General features: G+C 43.6%; 16 protein-coding genes and 1 pseudogene. 11 read left to right on the forward strand and 6 right to left on the reverse strand.

The window, feature by feature from the left end:
• Positions 1-166 precede the first annotated feature (166 nt).
• The 8 genes and pseudogenes from LYNGBM3L_RS28405 (at position 167) to LYNGBM3L_RS28435 (ending at position 10,997) form a co-directional block, all read left to right on the forward strand.
• A complete protein-coding gene (locus tag LYNGBM3L_RS28405; RefSeq protein WP_008189541.1) occupies positions 167-934 on the forward strand; it encodes a YebC/PmpR family DNA-binding transcriptional regulator in 768 nt (255 codons plus the stop codon).
• Between the two features lie 91 nt (positions 935-1,025).
• Positions 1,026-1,937, forward strand: coding sequence for a TRP family putative cation channel (locus LYNGBM3L_RS28410; protein ID WP_143764242.1), 912 nt, complete (start codon positions 1,026-1,028; stop codon positions 1,935-1,937).
• A 392-nt stretch (positions 1,938-2,329) separates the two neighbouring features.
• A complete protein-coding gene (locus LYNGBM3L_RS28415) occupies positions 2,330-3,388 on the forward strand; it encodes a DUF4231 domain-containing protein (protein ID WP_008189544.1) in 1,059 nt (352 codons plus the stop codon).
• Between the two features lie 262 nt (positions 3,389-3,650).
• Positions 3,651-7,796, forward strand: a complete 4,146-nt coding sequence (locus LYNGBM3L_RS28420; RefSeq protein WP_008189552.1) for a TIR domain-containing protein — start codon at positions 3,651-3,653, stop codon at positions 7,794-7,796.
• Between the two features lie 302 nt (positions 7,797-8,098).
• Positions 8,099-8,260, forward strand: a complete 162-nt coding sequence (locus tag LYNGBM3L_RS37280; protein ID WP_008189554.1) for a DUF29 family protein — start codon at positions 8,099-8,101, stop codon at positions 8,258-8,260.
• A gap of 386 nt (positions 8,261-8,646) precedes the next feature.
• Positions 8,647-8,921, forward strand: a pseudogene (locus LYNGBM3L_RS49995) (DUF29 domain-containing protein); the annotation flags it as partial.
• A 163-nt stretch (positions 8,922-9,084) separates the two neighbouring features.
• The gene (locus LYNGBM3L_RS28430) at positions 9,085-9,660 is read left to right on the forward strand and encodes a Uma2 family endonuclease (RefSeq protein WP_008189558.1); all 576 of its coding nucleotides are present in this window, start codon (positions 9,085-9,087) and stop codon (positions 9,658-9,660) included.
• Positions 9,661-9,752: 92 nt separating this feature from the next.
• On the forward strand, positions 9,753-10,997 hold the full coding sequence (locus tag LYNGBM3L_RS28435; RefSeq protein ID WP_008189560.1) for an FAD-dependent hydroxylase: 1,245 nt from the start codon (positions 9,753-9,755) through the stop codon (positions 10,995-10,997).
• Positions 10,998-11,014: 17 nt separating this feature from the next.
• On the opposite strand, the gene LYNGBM3L_RS28440 is transcribed toward LYNGBM3L_RS28435, so the two are convergent.
• On the reverse strand, positions 11,015-11,638 hold the full coding sequence (locus LYNGBM3L_RS28440; RefSeq protein WP_008189561.1) for a hypothetical protein: 624 nt from the start codon (positions 11,636-11,638) through the stop codon (positions 11,015-11,017).
• A 419-nt stretch (positions 11,639-12,057) separates the two neighbouring features.
• Between LYNGBM3L_RS28440 and LYNGBM3L_RS28445 the strand changes: the two genes are divergently transcribed.
• Complete coding sequence (locus LYNGBM3L_RS28445; RefSeq protein WP_008189563.1) at positions 12,058-13,536, forward strand: leucyl aminopeptidase; 1,479 nt, start codon at positions 12,058-12,060, stop codon at positions 13,534-13,536.
• A 360-nt stretch (positions 13,537-13,896) separates the two neighbouring features.
• Here LYNGBM3L_RS28445 and LYNGBM3L_RS39010 read toward each other — a convergent pair whose 3' ends face one another.
• The 4 genes from LYNGBM3L_RS39010 to LYNGBM3L_RS28460 form a co-directional block, all read right to left on the reverse strand.
• A complete protein-coding gene (locus LYNGBM3L_RS39010; protein WP_008189565.1) occupies positions 13,897-14,298 on the reverse strand; it encodes a helix-turn-helix domain-containing protein in 402 nt (133 codons plus the stop codon).
• Entirely contained in the window at positions 14,282-14,581 is a 300-nt protein-coding gene (locus tag LYNGBM3L_RS39015; RefSeq protein ID WP_008189566.1) for a type II toxin-antitoxin system HigB family toxin, read from the reverse strand. The genes LYNGBM3L_RS39010 and LYNGBM3L_RS39015 overlap by 17 nt, the downstream gene beginning before the upstream one ends.
• A 26-nt stretch (positions 14,582-14,607) precedes the next feature.
• Positions 14,608-14,733, reverse strand: coding sequence for a hypothetical protein (locus tag LYNGBM3L_RS49065; protein WP_267872108.1), 126 nt, complete (start codon positions 14,731-14,733; stop codon positions 14,608-14,610).
• 362 nt (positions 14,734-15,095) lie between these two features.
• A complete protein-coding gene (locus tag LYNGBM3L_RS28460; RefSeq protein WP_229414750.1) occupies positions 15,096-15,389 on the reverse strand; it encodes a hypothetical protein in 294 nt (97 codons plus the stop codon).
• Between the two features lie 15 nt (positions 15,390-15,404).
• On the opposite strand from LYNGBM3L_RS28460, the gene LYNGBM3L_RS28465 reads away from it, so the two are divergent.
• Positions 15,405-17,129 (forward strand): ABC transporter ATP-binding protein, encoded by a 1,725-nt coding sequence (locus LYNGBM3L_RS28465; RefSeq protein WP_008189569.1) that lies wholly within the window; start codon positions 15,405-15,407, stop codon positions 17,127-17,129.
• A 10-nt stretch (positions 17,130-17,139) separates the two neighbouring features.
• Here the strand turns inward: LYNGBM3L_RS28465 and LYNGBM3L_RS49070 are convergent, their stop codons facing one another.
• Positions 17,140-17,271 (reverse strand): hypothetical protein, encoded by a 132-nt coding sequence (locus LYNGBM3L_RS49070; protein ID WP_267872109.1) that lies wholly within the window; start codon positions 17,269-17,271, stop codon positions 17,140-17,142.
• Between the two features lie 278 nt (positions 17,272-17,549).
• On the opposite strand from LYNGBM3L_RS49070, the gene LYNGBM3L_RS28470 reads away from it, so the two are divergent.
• Positions 17,550-18,260, forward strand: a complete 711-nt coding sequence (locus tag LYNGBM3L_RS28470; RefSeq protein WP_008189573.1) for an ABC transporter ATP-binding protein — start codon at positions 17,550-17,552, stop codon at positions 18,258-18,260.
• The last annotated feature ends 108 nt before the right edge of the window (positions 18,261-18,368 follow it).

The following is an 18,368-nucleotide window of genomic DNA, read 5'->3' on the forward strand; positions in this document are numbered from 1 at the left end:
AAAAACCATTTAGGATATAGCATTTACCATGGACTTTCTTTCCTTCAGTTGGTAGCTATCCTAGGAGAGAGAATAGTCTATTTTAGGAGATGACTTGGGTAGGTTATATGCTTAAACCAAGAAGTGGAGGTATTTTGTAACTTGGGTAGTAATTAACTTAACCGTTATGGCAGGACATAGTAAATGGGCAAATATTAAGCGTCAGAAAGCGAGGGTGGACGCAGTTAAAGGTAAGACCTTTGCTAAAATATCTCGGGAGATTATAGTAGCTGCTCGCAATGGCATCCCGGATCCGGAGGGTAATTTTCAGCTGCGGCAAGCGGTGGAAAAGGCTAAGGCAGCAGGGATTCCCAATGAGAACATTGAAAGAGCGATCGCAAAAGGAGCCGGTACCCTAGGCAATGAGAGTGACAATCTTGAAGAGATTCGCTATGAGGGTTATGGTCCAGGAGGCGTTGCTATCTTGATAGAAGCTTTTACTGATAATCGGAATCGGACAGCAGCTGACCTGCGTTCAGGATTTACTAAGAATGGTGGTAATCTGGGTGAAACAGGCTGCGTTAGCTGGATGTTTGAGCAAAAGGGTGTCGTTACGCTTACGGGTGATATCACAGAGGACCATTTGTTTGAAGCATCCCTTGAAGGGGGAGCTCAAACTTATGAGTTGAACGAAGATTCTGAAGGTGTAACGGCTGAGGTATTTACAGAAGTTAGCAACCTGGAAAACCTGAGTCAAATCTTGAAAAATCAGGGCTTTGAGGTCAGTGAGGCGCAGTTGCGCTGGATTCCTAGTAATACGGTGGAAGTGACTGACCCAGATCTGGCGCGGACGCTTTTAAAATTAATGGATGCTCTGGAAGACTTGGAGGATGTACAAAATGTTACCGCCAATTTCGAGATGTCTGATCAGCTGATGTCCCTCAGCATGATCTAGCAGATAGAATATTATAAACCACTATAGGTGATTTTAAATGTTTCTATCTGCCAAGACAAAGCAAAAGCGAACAGATCACCAAAAGGTCTTAATGGCTAGATGCGCAGGCATCGCTCCCCCCCGATTGCGCAAGAGGAGGGTTTTAGCTAAGTCCGGTGCTTTGTCCCAGGATGGATACAAGCCAAACCATCTCATCTTCAAGCAGTTCTTAAATAACCAGCCTCTCAAACTCACGTTCAAGAATGGGCAAACGGCTTGTGCGATTCAAGTGGATCATCCTGTGGACTTGTCTGCTGCCCTGAACCAAATCGGTCTTCACGGCTCCCGTCCGGTTTTAGTGGTAGTCGGGGGGGCAAGTAAGATGAGTGATCAGAGTATGGCTCGTTTGCGCTTGTTGTTTGTCAATGTACTAGCTCCCATTGCTGAAACCCTCGGAGCATGTGTGGTGGATGGCGGTACCGATACTGGGGTGATGCAGATGATGGGGCAAGCTCGTGCTGAGATTGCTGGCACCTTTCCCTTAGTAGGTATTGCCCCAGTGGGCAAGATTGCGCTTCCTGATGCACCCCCCTCGTATTCTGGTGAAACATCACTGGAGCCACATCATACTCATTTTGTGCTGATTCCTGGGTCTACCTGGGGTGATGAATCCCCCTGGTTGGCTCGTATAGCTACTACCCTGGCAGACGGAAAGCCATCAGTCACAGTAATGGCTAACGGTGGGGCGATTACCTTGCTAGACTTATTTGAAAACAAGAAAGCTGGACGACCATTGGTAGTTCTTGGCGGCAGTGGTCGGTTGGCAGATGAAATTACTATGGCAGTAAGCTATCCAGAACAAGAAGCACGAGAATCTGTTACGGAACTATTACAACCAAATCACTTACAACAAAATCACTTGACCTGTTATGACCTCTCACAACCATTCAGTGAATTGACTAAAATCATCATGGAGGGACTGACGAGACAGTCAAGGTACACATTGACACTCCCCGTCCGCTGAAGAACGGGGATTCTTGGCTCTACGACTCGTCTTGCTATCCCTTGCCGGAGCCAGGAAAAGTAGAGGACAAATCTCCCCGAGCGTTTAGATCATTGACCTAGGTTTCGGTGTGCCCCACCGTACCTTTTTTATATGGATAGACAGATACTTTTTCTTATCTAATTTTTTCATAGACGTTAAAGCCGTTAGACCAAATTACGCAATACGTATCTAATACATATTTTTTACGTTGTCTACTTATGATTAGATAATACCTATCTAAATATTAGTTTATTACTTATGTTTTTATTATAGCACATGGAAAAGCCGTCCTACAAGGACGGGGCGCGATTACCCAAAATTTTTGGTAAAAAGCACATAGACTAAAGCACATAGACTGCACATAGACTGTCATGACGTCAGAAGTTGAGGCTACATACTCCCCTGGGCCAAGCCCAACCCTCAAACGTGCTTGGGAACGTCAGCGTACCTATAGCAAAAATGCCACAGCGGCTCAGAAACGTTTCTTCTTGCTGCGGATAGGGATTCTGATATTGAGTGTGTTGGCTACTTTGCTAGCTGTGCTCCACTCAATGTTTATAGAACGCCTCGGTGAGTCACACCACACGGTCAAAGTGATTCACTATGTTCTTCTACTAGTGCCAATTGCTCTAAGTGTACTACTAGCAGGTGCAGTTAAGTTCGACAAAGGTGGCAATTGGATTCTGTTACGGGGTAGTGCCGAGGCAATTAAAAGGGAAATTTACTGTTACCGTGCCCAAGTTGGGGAATATAGTGATAACACGTCCCGGGATGCTAAGCTGGCACGTAAGGTCAAGGTGATTAGTCAAAGGCTAAAGGGAACTACAGTTCACCACACTAGTTTTAGCCCCTACGAAGGGGAAGTTTCCCGGAGAAAACGCTCATCCTTAAGCAAGGACAAGAAACGTCAGGAAGCTCAACAGCATAATCAAGATGATAAGTTTTCTGACCTAACCCCTGAAAACTACCTAGTCTGGCGAGTGGAAGACCAGTTTAAGTGGTACCGAAAGCGAACTAGGAAACTTGATATACAATTGCATGGCTACCAGTGGGGAGTATATATCTTGGGCGGTGTGGGTTCATTTCTGGTGGCGCTGGGTGAAGACATCTGGGTGGCGGTCAGTACAGCCTTTGCTGCGGCATTTTCCAGTTTCCTGGAATTGAAACGGGTTGAGACAACGCTGATTGCCTACAACCAAGCAGCTGATGATTTGTACGATATAAGCACTTGGTGGCATGGTCTGTCAGACGAGGAAAAATTGGAGAAATTTGAGTTATTGGTGATCAGTACAGAGAAAACCATCCAAAGCGAAAATGTAGGCTGGGTGCAAGAGATGAATGATGCACTAGCAGAACTTTATGGTGAAACCCAGGAGTCGGAGGATCAGGGAAAAAACCCGTCTCCGTCTAAGACAGTGGATACTAAATGAGATCTTTTATAATATCATATACGTGCTTGACAGACTGGCTTTATTGTGGTAATTGTTCAGCCCATGGGCAGAGCATCTGAGGTGACACCTAAATCCTGACCATTGTTCACCTGCTCCCCATTCGTTATATCCGTTACCCATCCGTTACCCATCCGTCACCCCTATTTCCTTCTCACAACTCTTCAAGCTTGCTCGATTTACGAAATCCAGGGTGTTACAAGTGTAGTGTTAAGTAGATCTCCTCACTTAGACCCCTGGACAAATGACTACATTTTTCGATGCCTTTATCTCCTACGGACGTGCTGACAGCAAAGCCTTTGCTACTAAACTTGAAGGTAGACTAACACAATTGGGCTTAACTGTCTGGTTTGACCAGAAGGACATTCCGCCTGCTGTCGATTGGCAGCATCAGATTGATAATGGCATTGAGAGAACTCATAACTTCATTTTTATCATTTCCCCCCATTCCGTTAATTCAAAATACTGCCTCAAAGAAATTGAACTGGCTATTAAATACAATAAACGCATTATTCCTTTAGTGCATGTTAAATCCCCTCGGGAGAAAATTCCTACGATTATCCGTAAACTGAACTGGATCTATTTCCAAGATAAAATCAACGATTTTGAAGCCTCCTTTAAACAATTAATGAATTCTATCCGTAAGCATGCTGATTATGTAGAACAGCATACTCGGTTTTTAGTTAAAGCTCTGGAGTGGGACAGAAATCAACAACAAACTAACCACCTGTTAATCCAGTCAGAACGGATTCAAGCTGAATCTTGGTTAAAGGTACGGTTTCAAAAAGATCAGGCTCCTTGTGTGCCAACGGATTTACATTGTGAGTTTATTTGTGAAAGCATCAAAAATGCCAATAATTTAATGACCCAAGTGTTTATATCTTATTCTGATAAAGATCAAGATATAAAGGATAAACTTGGCAAAACCCTGATGCGGGAAGGAATCACAATCTGGAAACCTGAAACGGATATTAAAACCGGTATAGACTTCCAAGCGGCAATCAACCAAGGAATTGAGGAAGCTGATAATGTCATTTACTTAATTTCACCCAATTCGATTCAATCAAAATACTGTCAGCAAGAGCTTGAACACGCCTTTGCTCACAATAAACGGATTATATCCCTACTGATTGAAGACACGGAAATTGACCAAATACCACCGAAAATTCGCTCATTACAATTCCTGGATTTTACTAAGTCTAACCATGAAGCAAACTACCGCTTCATGGCTGCTCAATTATTAAAAGAATTAAATCAAGATGCTCTCTATTACGAAGAGCATAAGCTTTTGTTAGTCAAAGCGCTAAAATGGCTGATCCAAAACCGCAATTCTAGCATTTTATTGCGGGGTCACAATTTAAACTATTACGAAAACTGGCTGAACGTAAATCGGCAACGCCTGGAACATCCACCACTAGGATTACATGAAGAATTTATTGCGGCTAGCACGAATCAACCAACGGAATCTTATCTAGACGTTTTTATTTCTTATTCCCGTACTGATTCAGATTTGGCTAGAAAGTTAAATGAGGCATTGCAGTTACAGGGAAAAACGACTTGGTTTGACCAAGAAAGTATTCCTCCAGGGAGTGATTTTGAGAAGGAAATCGAACGGGGAATTGAACAGTCTGATAATTTCTTATTTATTATTTCCCCTGCTTCGGTAAATTCACCCTATTGTGCTGGGGAGGTAGACTATGCTCAGAGATTAAATAAACGGTTTGTGACTGTGCTTTCTATACAGGTACCAGCAAAAATGCTACATCCTGGATTAGCTAGCATCCAGTGGATTGATTTCAACAGGCATGGTGGAGATTTTTATCCCAATTTAAGTGAATTGGTCAGAACCCTTGATACTGACCGAGAGCATGTGCGCAGTCACACCAAATGGTTGCAGCGAGCTAGGGAATGGCAGCAGTCTAACCAAGATACAGATTTGCTGTTGCGTGGCAGCGAATTTTCTATTGCCCAACAATGGTTGCTTGATGCCGAGACCAATGATAAACAGCCGACTGCGACATCTTTACACAAGGAATATATTGCTAAAAGTCGGGATGCCATATCGATTTTGAGAAAACAGGAAAAGCGTCGATTAGTCATCTTACGGTTGTCCCTTACTTTGATGAGTGCAGCATTTGCAGCAGCTGTTGGCTTTGGCTTGGTTGCTTTCATGCAATGGAAACGAGCAGAAACGGTAAGCGTTGGTCACATTAATGCTCTGAGTCGATATTCACTGGCTCTGAGAAAATCACATCAGGAATTTGATGCCCTGATCGAAGCAATCAGGGCTGCACGGCAACTGCAAAAACAGAGACGCAGTGTAAAACCTGAAACTGAGAGTCTGGTTAGGACAGCATTGCACGGAGCAGTGTCTTGGGTTAGAGAATACAACCGTTTGGTAGGCCATGACAGTTGGGTGACTAGTGTTAGTTTTAGCCCTGACGGTAATCTGATTGCTTCTGCTAGTAAAGACCATACTGTCAAACTTTGGAGCCGCAACGGTAAGGCACTCCAAACCTTGAAGGGACATAACGGTACCGTTTGGAATGTGAGTTTCAGCCCAGATGGCAAGACTATTGCTACAGCTAGTCAGGATAAGACGGTCAAACTGTGGAGCTTAGACGGGAAAAACCTCAAAACGTTTAAAGGACATCAGCGTGGAGTGCGGAGCGTCAGTTTCAGTCCCGATGGCAGGATGCTGGCTACGGCTAGTAACGATAATACTGTCAAGCTGTGGAGCCTCAATGGCAAGCAACTCCAAACGTTTGAGGGGATTGCGGCTGGATATCGCAGCATCAGCTTTAGTCCGGATGGCAAAATTCTGGCTTCTGCTGGAAGTAACAACACTATCAAACTCTGGCACCTGGACGGCAGAAGTATGGCAACGTTCAAGGGGCATAAGGCTGAGGTTTATAGCGTCAGTTTCTCACCCCAAGGCAAGATGATTGCTTCTGCTAGTGAGGATAAGACTATCAAACTCTGGAGCCTTGATGGTCGGGAACTGAAGACTTTTCCAAAGAAATTAGCTGGAGTCAGAAGCGTCAGGTTCAGCCCGGATGGCAAAACCCTCGCCTCTGCTAGTCGGGATAAAAGCGTTAAACTCTGGAGCCTTGATGGCTCGGAACTCCAAACCTTGCGAGGGCATCAGGCTGGGGCTTATGACCTTAGCTTTAGCCCAGATGGCAAGACTCTGGCTAGTGCTAGTGAAGATAAAACGATTAAACTCTGGCGCTTAGATGCCAAAACACCTCGCACCTTCAAGGGTCATAGGAGTAATGTCTGGAGTGTTAGTTTTAGCCCAGATGGCAAAACCTTGGCTAGTGCTAGTGAAGATAAAACTGCTAAACTATGGCATTTAGATTATACCTGTAGCAAGCAAGGATTAGGGGAGAGAAGGTCTAGTAAAACTATCAATGTGCTGGATTTTTGTTTGACTCCAAATGTTCTAGAAAACCACAGGGATGCAGTTTTTAGTGTTAGTTTTAGCCCGGATGGCAAAACTATTGCTACGGGTAGCCGGGATAGTACGGTTAGACTTTGGAGTAAGGATGGTAAAAAAATCCAAACACTCCAGGGGCATCGGGCTCGAGTCTTTAGCGTTAGTTTCAGCCCTGACAGTCAGACTATTGTATCTGGCAGTTGGGATCAAGCTGTCAAGCTTTGGAGTTTTAAAGGAAGAGAAAGCCAAAACTTGAAAAAGCTTAGGGCTGCGGTTAGAAGTGTTAATTTTAGTCCCGATGGTCTGATGATTGCTGCTGGTAGTGATGATAATACTATCAAGCTTTGGAGTCGGGGAAATTTATGTAATGGTGAATTAAAATCAGCAAAATTAAAAGCAGCAAACTTAAAAGCAGCAGTTGGATCAGACCATAACACAAATTTTTTGCCTTTTTGCTTAACTCCTACTATCCTCAAAGGTCATGATGATGTGATCTGGAGTGTCAGTTTTAGTCCCGACAGTCAGATGCTTGTCTCTGGTAGTGAGGACGAAACGGTTAAACTTTGGAGTAGAGACGGTAAAGAAATCCGAACTCTCAAAGGGCATCAGGGTAAGGTGTTTAGCGTTAGTTTCAGCCCAGATGGCAAGATGATTGCTTCGGCTAGTGGTGACAAAACGGTTAAACTCTGGAATTTGAAGGGGCAAGAAATTGAAACTCTGATTGGACATAATGATGGCGTTTTTAGCCTCAGTTTCAGTCCCGATGGCAAAATCCTGGCTTCATCTGACTCCAGTGGCAATGTGATTATGTGGAATATGGATATAAGTTTAGATTTCAATGACCTTCTGAGTCGGGCTTGTGATTGGGTAGGGGATTATCTCAAGCACAATGCTGAAATCGATGAAAGCGATCGCACTCTTTGTTATGGCATTAAACCCAAATCAAAATAGATTGGATTAATCAAAGGCAAGAGCCAAGAGGCAAGAGTTGGGTGCATCTCAAACTCGTAAATCTATGAGTAAAGTAAGTGTGGGGAGTGTGGGAAGTGTGGGGAGGGTGGGGAGATAGGGAGATAGGGAGATAGGGAGATGGGGGATATTTTTATTAAGGGGAATTGTAATAACATGATCTTAGCATTCTATTATCCTGAGTGTTTTTGCATGCATTGAGATGCACCCCAACAGTTAATCAACTATAGAGAGATTTTGGGTAATTTTAAAACTCAATTGGGTATAGAAAGGGAGAGATACTTGTGGAAAAAGCATACACAAAAGACTTTAATTACTGGACACAACAAACAGCACAGCTGTTGCGAGAAGGTCGTTGGCAAGAGATTGACTTAGAAAATCTGATTGAGGAGGTTGAAGACTTGGGCAAGAGTGAAAGGCGGGGAATTACCAAAAAATTTGGGTAATCGCGCCCCGTCCTTATAGGACGGCTTTTTTTTAAATTAAGACTTGACGGTTTTCTCGCATCGTGTTAATATAGATGAATAAAAAAAAATAATGTTCTAGATAAACATGATCTTAAAATAAGTAGATGATGTAAAAAATAAGCTAAGAGATAAGCCTATTGCATAATCAAATCTAACGATTTGGATATCTACGAAAACATCATAAGATCAAGAAAAAGTTTATCTAACTTGTTAACTAGATTAGGTACGGTGGGGCACACCGAAACCTGGGTCATAGACCAAGTACGCTTGTGAAGAGGAGACCTCTATTTTTTCTGGCTCCGGCCTGGTTAAACAAGTCACCCCGTTGAAGCAAGAATCCCCGTCCTTCCAGGGCGGGGAGTGTCAATAGCCAATTGATTCGCCTGCTGTTACATTTGCTCAAGTGGCAATACCAGCATCAGCGTCGCTCGGATAGCTGGCTGGATTCGATTACTGACGCATTGAAGATAGTCCGAGTCTCAGGAGCTATCCAGCCCAGCAGCTGGAACAAAGCTATCAGCGGGCTCGCCGTAAGGCAGCCCAGCAAACCGGAATGCCTGTTTCGGTTTTCCCAGAGGCTTGCCCCTATTCTCTTGAATTGGCCTTAGATCAGGATTGGTTACCAGAAGCTGAAAATTAAAGCCTATTTTATGATAAAATAGGGAATATTGAATTAATTGATATTGGGGTGAGTTAAACCATAACTTGGAATGAAAAAATCAAGGCACTAGAGGCATGGGTTGATAAATTGTAAAAGAATAACTCCTCATACAATTAAGCTGTGTTTTTAAAGTTAAGTTATCATGACCCTGATCAAAACTAAGCGCTTTAGCCTAGCTGACTATCATCGCTTGATTGATAATGGTTTTCTAACAGAAGATGACCGGGTGGAGTTGATTCGGGGAGAGTTAATACAAATGGTGGCGAAGGGTACCTCCCACTCGGTTTGCAACACTAAGTTATGGCGAGAGTTGGACAGACTAGTAGGCGACCGTGGGGTAGTAAGGGGACAGGAACCAATCATCCTATCCAACGACAGTGAACCGGAACCGGATGTTGCGATCGCATGGGGTCAGGCAGATGACTACTTGCCAAATCACCCTTATCCAAAGGATATATTGCTGGTTATTGAGGTGTCAGATTCAACCCTGGAGTATGACCAGACCGTAAAGCTATCTTTATATTCAGAAAACCAAGTTCAGGATTACTGGATTGTTAACCTGGTGGCTGGTCAACTAGAGTGCTATACTCAGCCCTATCAAGATACTCAAAGAAATTTCGGCTATCGGGTCAAACGGGTGGTGTTGCCCAATGAAACGGTTACCATTCCTGGTCTTGGAGATTTGTGCCTAGAGTTAAGTCGTGTGTTTCCAGGTTGAGCAAAATTGGATCAGTTGATGGGTTGATCTAAAAGCGTCACAATGAAAAAGAGTATATATTACTATTTACCGAGACATTTACGACTATAGTTATGGCGCTGGAACTGCTGATTCAAACTACCTCAGCAACCCATCAAAGTTTTGATTACGACCTAGCCATTGTGGGTGGTGGCATTACTGGTTCTACCCTGGCCTGTGCGTTGAAACATTCTGGGTTGAGCGTATTACTCATAGAAGCTAAACCGAAGTCAGTGGCAGCTGCCAGGATACAAGCCTATGCCTTGTCTATCCTCTCAGGGCGTATTTTCGCAGGTATTGGGGTTTGGGATAAAATCCTGCCGCAGATTAGCACATTTCGGCAGATCAAGCTTTCCGATGCTAACCATTCCGGTGTGGTAAATTTTTCCCCTTCAGATTTAGGTACCAACGCCCTAGGGTATGTGGGAGAACACCGTCCGGTGCTAACGTCGTTGCAAGAATTTTTGACAGATTGCCCCAATGTTGACTGGCTGTGTCCAGCAGAAGTAGTGGATGTAGACTATCAGGAGTCTGGGGTGGAGATTACTGTCAAGGAGGGTGATACTCAGCATCGAATCAGGACAAGGCTCTTGGTGGCGGCTGATGGAGCGCGATCGCAAATTCGGACTAGGGCTAGGATTACGACTCGTGGCTGGAAATACTGGCAATCTTGTGTGACTGCCCGGATTAAAACTGAAAAGCCCCATAATAATACGGCTTTTGAACGCTTCTGGCCTAGTGGTCCGATGGGGGTGCTGCCCTTATCAGAGAATCGCTGCCAGGTGGTGTGGACAGCACCCCATGCTGAAGCCAAAGCTTTAAAAGAACTAGACGAAGATCAGTTTCTCGCTAAGCTGGAATACTACACTGGTGGTCTGTTGGGTCGCTTGGAGTTGGAATGCGATCGCTATTTGTTTCCAGTGCAGTTGATGCAGAGCGATCGCTATATTCAGTCAAGATTAGCACTAATTGGTGATGCTGCCCATTGCTGCCATCCTGTCGGTGGTCAAGGACTAAACCTTGGGATTCGCGATGCTGCTGCCCTTGCCCAAGTCTTGACTGAAGCACACCAAGCAGGGGAAGATATTGGAGCCATAGAGGTTCTTAAGCGCTATGAAAACTGGCGCAAGCAAGAGAATCTTGTCATCTTAGGGTTTACCGATACCCTAGATCGGATGTTTTCCAACAACTGGTTACCAATAGTGGCGATACGCCGTCTCGGGTTATGGATGCTGCGCCGGATTCGTCCAGTCAAGATTTATGCTTTGAAGTTGATGACTGGTTTAAGGGGAAATATTCCTCAAGTTGCTCAACAATAGAGCAGTGACTCTCTTACTCAATTACTGCTAGAGAGCGCTGCGATCAGAATTCTGGTTAAGGGTTCTAAATCCGTTGGTACCCGGTAGAGAGTCAATTGTTGGGTGATTAATTTATCTTGACGGTGCAGAATACCAAACTGCCAGATTGTTCCAGTTGAAACGGCTCCAAATAGTTGTGGCTGTTGCTCAACCGATGCGCATTTCTCCCACTGATCGAGAGCGATCAGTTCGACTGCCATCTGAGTGAAACCATTGGTAAGATCCTCTTGCTTTGCCTCAACTACTAACAGATTAGTCGTTGTCCTCAGCAAATAGTCCAACGCGCCTTGAAGCTGATTGCTGACCTTGATTGAATACTCAATTCGCAATTGCGCCCTTGTGTAGTGAATTAAATCTGCCATCACAGGTGCAATTAACATCTCCCGCCGGGATTGTTCGTTGCTCAGATCCAGGTAAGGTAAGATTTCTTCGAGGCGTGATTGGCGCTCCTGCAATCGATCTAACTCACCCTGATATTGCCGCAAATCCAATAAGGTACGTTCTAGTGAATAGCCATATTCTGCCAAGATTTCATCCGTCGGAGTTTTGAGTTTGGCTATTTCACTGAAGCTATAAGAACGGTTGGGGTCGAGCAGAGGCATAGGATGGAAACCAGAAATCAGCAATTAAGGGGAAATATTCCTCAAGTGGCTCTACAATCAAGCATCGCTTAAGTCAATAGAACACTTCTTTCTAGTTTGGCTTACCTCGTCAAGCCAGTAAGACCTCGACAAAAATGTTTAGTTTCGTATAGCGTTGTCGAGGATTTACTTTTTGTGTGTTAACTGACTCGATATTTTGAGCCATAAACGTCTCGATCCGGAACAAGTTTATTGATAGTTTATGATTATCAATTCTAAATATAACACAGATAGAATGTTTTTTTCGTTAATCGTCAGATAAAATTTCAACAATCTTTACACTAACTAACCGCCACACCCCCTCACCCCATTACCAGTCAATATTTGTTATGGTATTGGTTCAAAAACTATTCATTGTAATTACCTAGACAGAAAAAAATATGGAAATTCGCGGAACCGATACACTAAGGTTAGACTGGACTGGTGATGCTTTAGCCATTGGGTTATTTGAGGATGCTGTAGACCTGACTGGTGATTTAGCCGAGTTGGATCAGAAACTGACTGGTACGATTACAGAATTGATCGAGGAAACAGAATTTAAGGGTAGCACTAGTAGTTCTGCTGTCACCCGTGTCGGATCCGGTAGCCCAATCCGTAAAATTATCCTGGTAGGATTGGGTAAAGCTGATGACCTGAGCTTAGATACACTGCGCCGTGGAAGTGCCACAATTGCCCGGACTGCGAAACAGCAAAAGATTACAACTCTTGGAATTAGCTTACCGGTGGTTAATGATGACCCCATAGCAACGGCACAAGGGATCACTGAGGGGATAATCCTGGCTCTACACCAAGACAATCGCTTTAAGTCGGAATCCGAGGATAAGGGCGCAAAGCTGGAACAGATTGATTTACTGGCATTGGCTGGGCAAGAAGCAGGGATTGATAAGGCTCAGAAAATCTGTGAAGGTGTAATTTTGGCACGAGAGTTGGTAGCAGCACCAGCTAATGAGGTGACACCAATTAGTTTGGCTCAGACAGCAGAGGAGCTGGCCTCAGAGTATGGTTTTTCCCTGGAAATCTTGGACAGGGAAGCCTGTGAAGAACTGGGAATGGGTGCTTTTCTTGGGGTTGCCAAAGCCTCAGATCTGCCTCCCAAGTTTATTCATATGACCTATAAACCTGATGGTACTCCAAAACGCAAATTAGCGATTGTGGGTAAGGGCTTAACCTTTGACTCCGGTGGCTTGAATCTTAAAGGTGCTGGTAGTGGCATCGAGACTATGAAAATGGATATGGGGGGGGCGGCGGCTACCTTGGGGACTGCTAAGGCAATTGGCCAGTTGAAGCCGGATGTCGAGGTTCACTTTATCAGTGCGGCCACGGAAAATATGATTAGTGGTCATGCCATGCACCCAGGGGATATTCTTACTGCTTCTAATGGTAAGACGATTGAGGTCAATAATACGGATGCCGAAGGAAGACTAACCCTAGCAGATGCTTTAGTGTTTGCGGAAAAATTAGAGGTGGATGCGATCGCAGATTTAGCTACCTTGACTGGTGCCTGTGTTGTAGCATTGGGAAATGATATTGCTGGTTTATGGACCACTGATGAAACAATAGCGCAACAGTTTAAAGATGCGGCAGAAGCGGCTGGTGAAAAATTATGGCAGATGCCCATGGAAGAGAAGTACTTTGAGGGATTAAAGTCTCAAATTGCTGATTTCAAAAATACTGGACCCCGTGCAGCTGGTTCGATTACGGCAGCCTTGTTCTTGAAGCAATTTGTTAAGGAAACGCCTTGGGTACATATCGATATTGCTGGAACAGTTTGGACTGATAAAGAAAATGGTTGTAATAATTCTGGTGCGACTGGCTTTCCAGTTCGTACTTTAGTGAATTGGGTATTGAGTGAGACTTAAGGTAATAGGTAATGGGGAATGGGTAATAAGTAATCGGTAACTGACCCAACTATACTTAATATCATTACTTAAGATCATTCCTTAGTTTAGCAACCCCCTAGTAAGGCACGGCGGAAATAAAGATACCTTTCAAAAAGAGCGAAACACTTATATAATAAGTATGCAATAATTTTGAATTTTAACTTCCGCCCAGCATTACTAGCTATGGGTTTTTAAGGAAAGCCATTGGCTGAGCTAGATAATTTTATGATTTTATGGAACAGGGAATAGGTAATAGTTAAAAACTCCTGTGTACCTGATAAGTATGGAAAACTCTATACATCGAATCGAAATGAAGTTTTAGCAATTGGTGAGCGCTTTTCACATAAACAAACTGGAATCAACTTGAAAAAAAACTCCCAAGGTTTTGGCTTGATATTTGCTAATTTCTCGCTTTCCATTAACGATGTCATCAACGGTTTTTTTAGAGCCAATAATTCCCACTAAATCCGCTGGTTTTATGTCTTTTTGATCCATTAAAAAAAGTAACATAGACTGAGGCTCAGATCTAATCCCTGGTGAGTAATAGTCTTGTTCAAATTTTTCAATTAATGTAATCAGCAATTCATAAATTTCATCTTCTTCTGGTGTTCGTTTAGGTCGGTGCATCAACTCTTCTACAAAAGCTAAAGCTTTTTCATTCTCTTCTTCTGTTTTAATCATTTTAGGTTGATATTTAATTAACAGTTTTTTGTATGGCTTTTGATTAAAAGTAAGGGTCATTCTTCCAGTTATTATAGTCGTATTCTGCGTGATTCAGAATATACTTGATGTAAATTAAATGCTTTTCATAATCTATACTTACAATTAAGCGGTACTTATTCCCCTTAATATTAAAAACTGTAAAATTTCCTACTGCTTCAGCTTTTCTAAAAACTGATTGTACCTCAACTAAGTTAGACCAAGTAGCCTGATTGGCAATCTTATACCAGTTATCGAGAGCATCATGGCAATCAGCGTGTTTTTCACTAAATTCCCGCAAACGTCGATAGCTGATCACATGCATTTGATATCCTCTTTGGTGCCCTGAACCTAGACACAACTCTGATTTCCTGTCTTGATGCAATAGCGAGTGGGGGAAACCACGGCAATAGCGAGTGGGGGGAACCCCCAAGACCGTAATGGTGCGTTTTCCGCATTAAGAATGAAATTCGCCACGGGTCGCACCTCTGCATCGCTTTATTTTGAAACCAAAGGGAATAGAGCTATTCCAAGTTATGTTAACTAGCCCAATCAACTTTTGCGTAATCGGATTGCCTTGAATGGGACTGGTCTTGAACTGGGGCAATAAAAATGATTGATAACGCCCAAATTTATTAAACCTGGGAAATCCATATTATCTGGTGTTAAATGCTTCTATGGTCTTGTGCAGTGGTTTAATCACATCCTGAGTTACCTGAGAGTGAAATGCTTTTTGGGGCTTGAAGCTCGAAGACAGATAAAATTATTATTTTTAAGGCCACAGTAGTTCTGACTTTGAATACCAACCAATGATCAGCATATCACAATAATGGTCATGGTCACAGAGAACGTAGTGCGTTCGCGAAGCGTGGCCTACGGCCAATCGCGAAGCGTGACATGCACGGGCTTTGCCCGACGCTGCGCGAACGGTCAATCGCATTTTGGGAAGTCTGTAGGGTGGGCATTGCTGGGCAAATCCCAAACCACTTCCAACGAAGCCTAGCCACCAATGCCCACCAACTAAGGTTTTTCATTCCCAACTGTTTGAGCCATGGTTTGAACCATCTCAGGCCAATGGGGTGCTTGTCACCATCAGCTAACCGTAAGTGATAGGTTAAAACAGAAGCCATCATTCTCCCGATTGACACTTGAAACCTCACTCTAGTTACTGGCAACTGCGACCTTACCTTCGTTCCCAACGCTTAACTCTGGCTCAGACATTGGTTTGTACATTAGTATTCACCGTCTGCTGGCCCCTACTCCTTTGGCTATCTGAGCCCTTTTTTGCTGTGGTCGGACAGGGAAAACTGGTCAGGAGTCTTCAGCTAGCTGGGTTAGCTGCTGTTGTATTTCTGACCCAGAAAATAGCGCAGTACTGTTTATATACCCTATCAGCAAAAGCTTCACTACAGATTGCCCTCCATTTACGCCAAAACGTTTTTAACCATTTGCAGCGCCTCAGTATTGGTTACTTTGAAGCTGCTAGAACTGGTGACCTTACCTACCGACTCACCGAAGATCTCGATCGGATTGGGGAGGTGATTTACAAAATTGTTCGTGATTTTATTCCTTGTGTCTTGCAACTGATTGTAGTACTAACTGCTGTCATCTATATTAATCCAGAACTGACCTTAGCCATAGTAATTATTGCACCATTGATGGGCTTGTTGATTGGTTGGTTTGGGGAACAGATCCGGAAATTCTCCCATCGCAGCCAAAATCGGATATCGGATTTGTCCGCAATGCTGACGGAAGTGTTTAGCGGGATTCGATTAATCCAAGCTTTTGCCGCAGAAGACCATACCCTCGAAAAATTTAGCCAAGAAGCGGAAAACAACCGCAAAGCCAAGTATGCTGCTGAACGCCTCAGAGCAATTCAGTTTCCCATAGTTGGTTTTCTAGAAGCGTTGTGCTTCTTATTACTATTATTGTTGGGAGCATGGCAAATTGCTGAGGGTAACCTCACGGCTTCCAAGTTTGTAAGCTACGGTATCGGTGTTGCCATGTTGATTGATCCGATCAACATCTTAACCCAAAACTATAATGAGTTCAAACAGGGAGAAGCATCCATAGACCGCATCTTTGAACTATTTGCCCTTGAGCCAACGGTAATGGAAAAGCCAAGCGCTATAGTTTTACCCCCAGCGACGGGTAGGGTGGAATACTGTAATGTCAGCTTTGCTTATCAACCTGGTGAGCCTGTACTGAGAAATTTGAATTTAGAAATTGCTCCGGGAGATGCGATCGCATTAGTCGGCGCTTCGGGTGCTGGTAAAACTACTTTGGTTAATCTCCTGCCCCGCTTCTATGATCCACAATCTGGGGAAATCCTGATTGATGGGATCAATATTCAAGATATTACCCTCAATAGTCTACGGCGTCAGATTGGCATTGTTCCCCAGGATACCACTCTCTTTTCAGGTACTATTGCTCAGAATATTGCCTTTGGTCAATTAAAACCTGACTTTAAAGCTGTTCAGGAAGCGGCTAAGATTGCCAATGCTCACCAATTCATTATTAAACTATCCCAAGGATATCACACTTGGGTAGGGGAGAGGGGAATTAATTTATCGGGAGGGCAACGACAACGGATTGCGATCGCACGAGCGGTACTGCTCGATCCTAGAATCTTGATTCTCGATGAAGCTACCTCCGCTTTAGACTCAGAATCAGAAGCCTTAGTACAAGAAGCCTTAGAACGGATTATGAAAGACCGCACTGTTTTTATTATTGCTCACCGATTAGCAACAGTGCGCCGTGCTGATCGGATTCTGGTAGTAGAACAAGGACGAATTGTTGAATCGGGAAACCATGAAGTACTGTTAGAAAAAGGTGGTCGTTATGCTCGGTTTTATGCTCAGCAATTTAATTGATTTAATTGCTCTAGTAAAGGGAACAGGGAACAGCGGAATCGGGAATCGGGAATCGGGAATCGGGAATCGGGAATCGGGAATCGGGAATCGGGAATCGGGAATCGGGAATCGGGAATCGGGAATAGTAGACAATAATTGTCACAATTTATTTAGGATTTATATCTAGTCATTACTCTTGAAATAATCAATCATGAATTATAGCAATTTGCAGATATTTTGATTATCAAAATTGAACAAAAAATATTGATTAAATTTTTCAATTGGCAATAATAAATCACTTATATTGAATGCTAAATAGTTTTTCCCTGTTCCCTGTTCCCTGTTCCCTGTTCCCTATTCCCTGTTCCCTGTTCCCTGTTCCCTGTTCCCTGTTCCCTAAAAACTTAGAAATATTTACTTAGTAAAGTCGCCAACCGCTATATGAACAATGAACCTATTTTCAAAGTGCGTGACGTGACTAAAACCTATCAGATGGGGGAGGTGAATGTTCAGGCACTAAAATCAGTTACTATTGACCTCTATGGAGGAGAATTTGTAGTATTGCTTGGTCCGTCTGGAAGTGGCAAGTCCACTCTGCTGAATATTCTCGGAGGACTTGATGTTCCCTCCTTCGGACAAGTCAAATTCTATAATCGTGATTTATCAAGTGCTGATGATCGTGCTCTTACCCGCTTCCGTCGGGAGTGCGTGGGTTTTGTGTTCCAATTCTACAATTTGATTCCCAGCTTGACGGCTCAGGAAAATGTTGCTCTGGTGACGGAAATTGCTCCTCGTCCGATGCGTCCTCGGGAAGCTTTGGGACTAGTGGGACTCGACCATCGCCTTAACCATTTTCCGGCTCAATTATCTGGGGGTGAACAACAACGGGTTGCGATCGCTCGTGCTATTGCCAAACGTCCTCAAGTGCTCCTATGTGATGAACCAACCGGAGCGTTAGACTTTCAGACCGGTAAGCTAGTATTGAATGTATTGGAGCGAGTCAATCAGGAATTGGGAACAACTACTGCTGTAATTACTCACAATGCTGGAATTGCGGCTATGGCAGATCGGGTGATTACCATGCGTAGTGGTGAGATTATTAGTGTACATGGTAATCAGACTAAGATTGCTCCTGAGGATTTAGAGTGGTAAGTCAACGATTGAGTATATTAAGAATTGAATCAAATTACCTAGCTCGATAGAAAACCGGAGGTATAAAAGAACTAGAGGGAGTCACAAAGTAAAAGACTTCCCAAGGAG

This window comes from Moorena producens 3L, assembly GCF_000211815.1.
Taxonomy (GTDB): Bacteria; Cyanobacteriota; Cyanobacteriia; order Cyanobacteriales; family Coleofasciculaceae; genus Moorena; species Moorena producens.

Coding starts and splice junctions, on each gene's coding strand:
- LYNGBM3L_RS28445 (WP_008189563.1), top strand. CDS start 12,058: ATGGAAATTCGCGGAACCGATACACTAAGGTTAGACTGGACTGGTGAT.
- LYNGBM3L_RS28440 (WP_008189561.1), bottom strand. CDS start 11,638: ATGCCTCTGCTCGACCCCAACCGTTCTTATAGCTTCAGTGAAATAGCC.
- LYNGBM3L_RS28460 (WP_229414750.1), bottom strand. CDS start 15,389: ATGATGGCTTCTGTTTTAACCTATCACTTACGGTTAGCTGATGGTGAC.
- LYNGBM3L_RS39010 (WP_008189565.1), bottom strand. CDS start 14,298: ATGACCCTTACTTTTAATCAAAAGCCATACAAAAAACTGTTAATTAAA.
- LYNGBM3L_RS28405 (WP_008189541.1), top strand. CDS start 167: ATGGCAGGACATAGTAAATGGGCAAATATTAAGCGTCAGAAAGCGAGG.
- LYNGBM3L_RS28435 (WP_008189560.1), top strand. CDS start 9,753: ATGGCGCTGGAACTGCTGATTCAAACTACCTCAGCAACCCATCAAAGT.
- LYNGBM3L_RS28415 (WP_008189544.1), top strand. CDS start 2,330: ATGACGTCAGAAGTTGAGGCTACATACTCCCCTGGGCCAAGCCCAACC.
- LYNGBM3L_RS28410 (WP_143764242.1), top strand. CDS start 1,026: ATGGCTAGATGCGCAGGCATCGCTCCCCCCCGATTGCGCAAGAGGAGG.
- LYNGBM3L_RS28430 (WP_008189558.1), top strand. CDS start 9,085: ATGACCCTGATCAAAACTAAGCGCTTTAGCCTAGCTGACTATCATCGC.
- LYNGBM3L_RS28470 (WP_008189573.1), top strand. CDS start 17,550: ATGAACAATGAACCTATTTTCAAAGTGCGTGACGTGACTAAAACCTAT.
- LYNGBM3L_RS39015 (WP_008189566.1), bottom strand. CDS start 14,581: ATGCATGTGATCAGCTATCGACGTTTGCGGGAATTTAGTGAAAAACAC.
- LYNGBM3L_RS28420 (WP_008189552.1), top strand. CDS start 3,651: ATGACTACATTTTTCGATGCCTTTATCTCCTACGGACGTGCTGACAGC.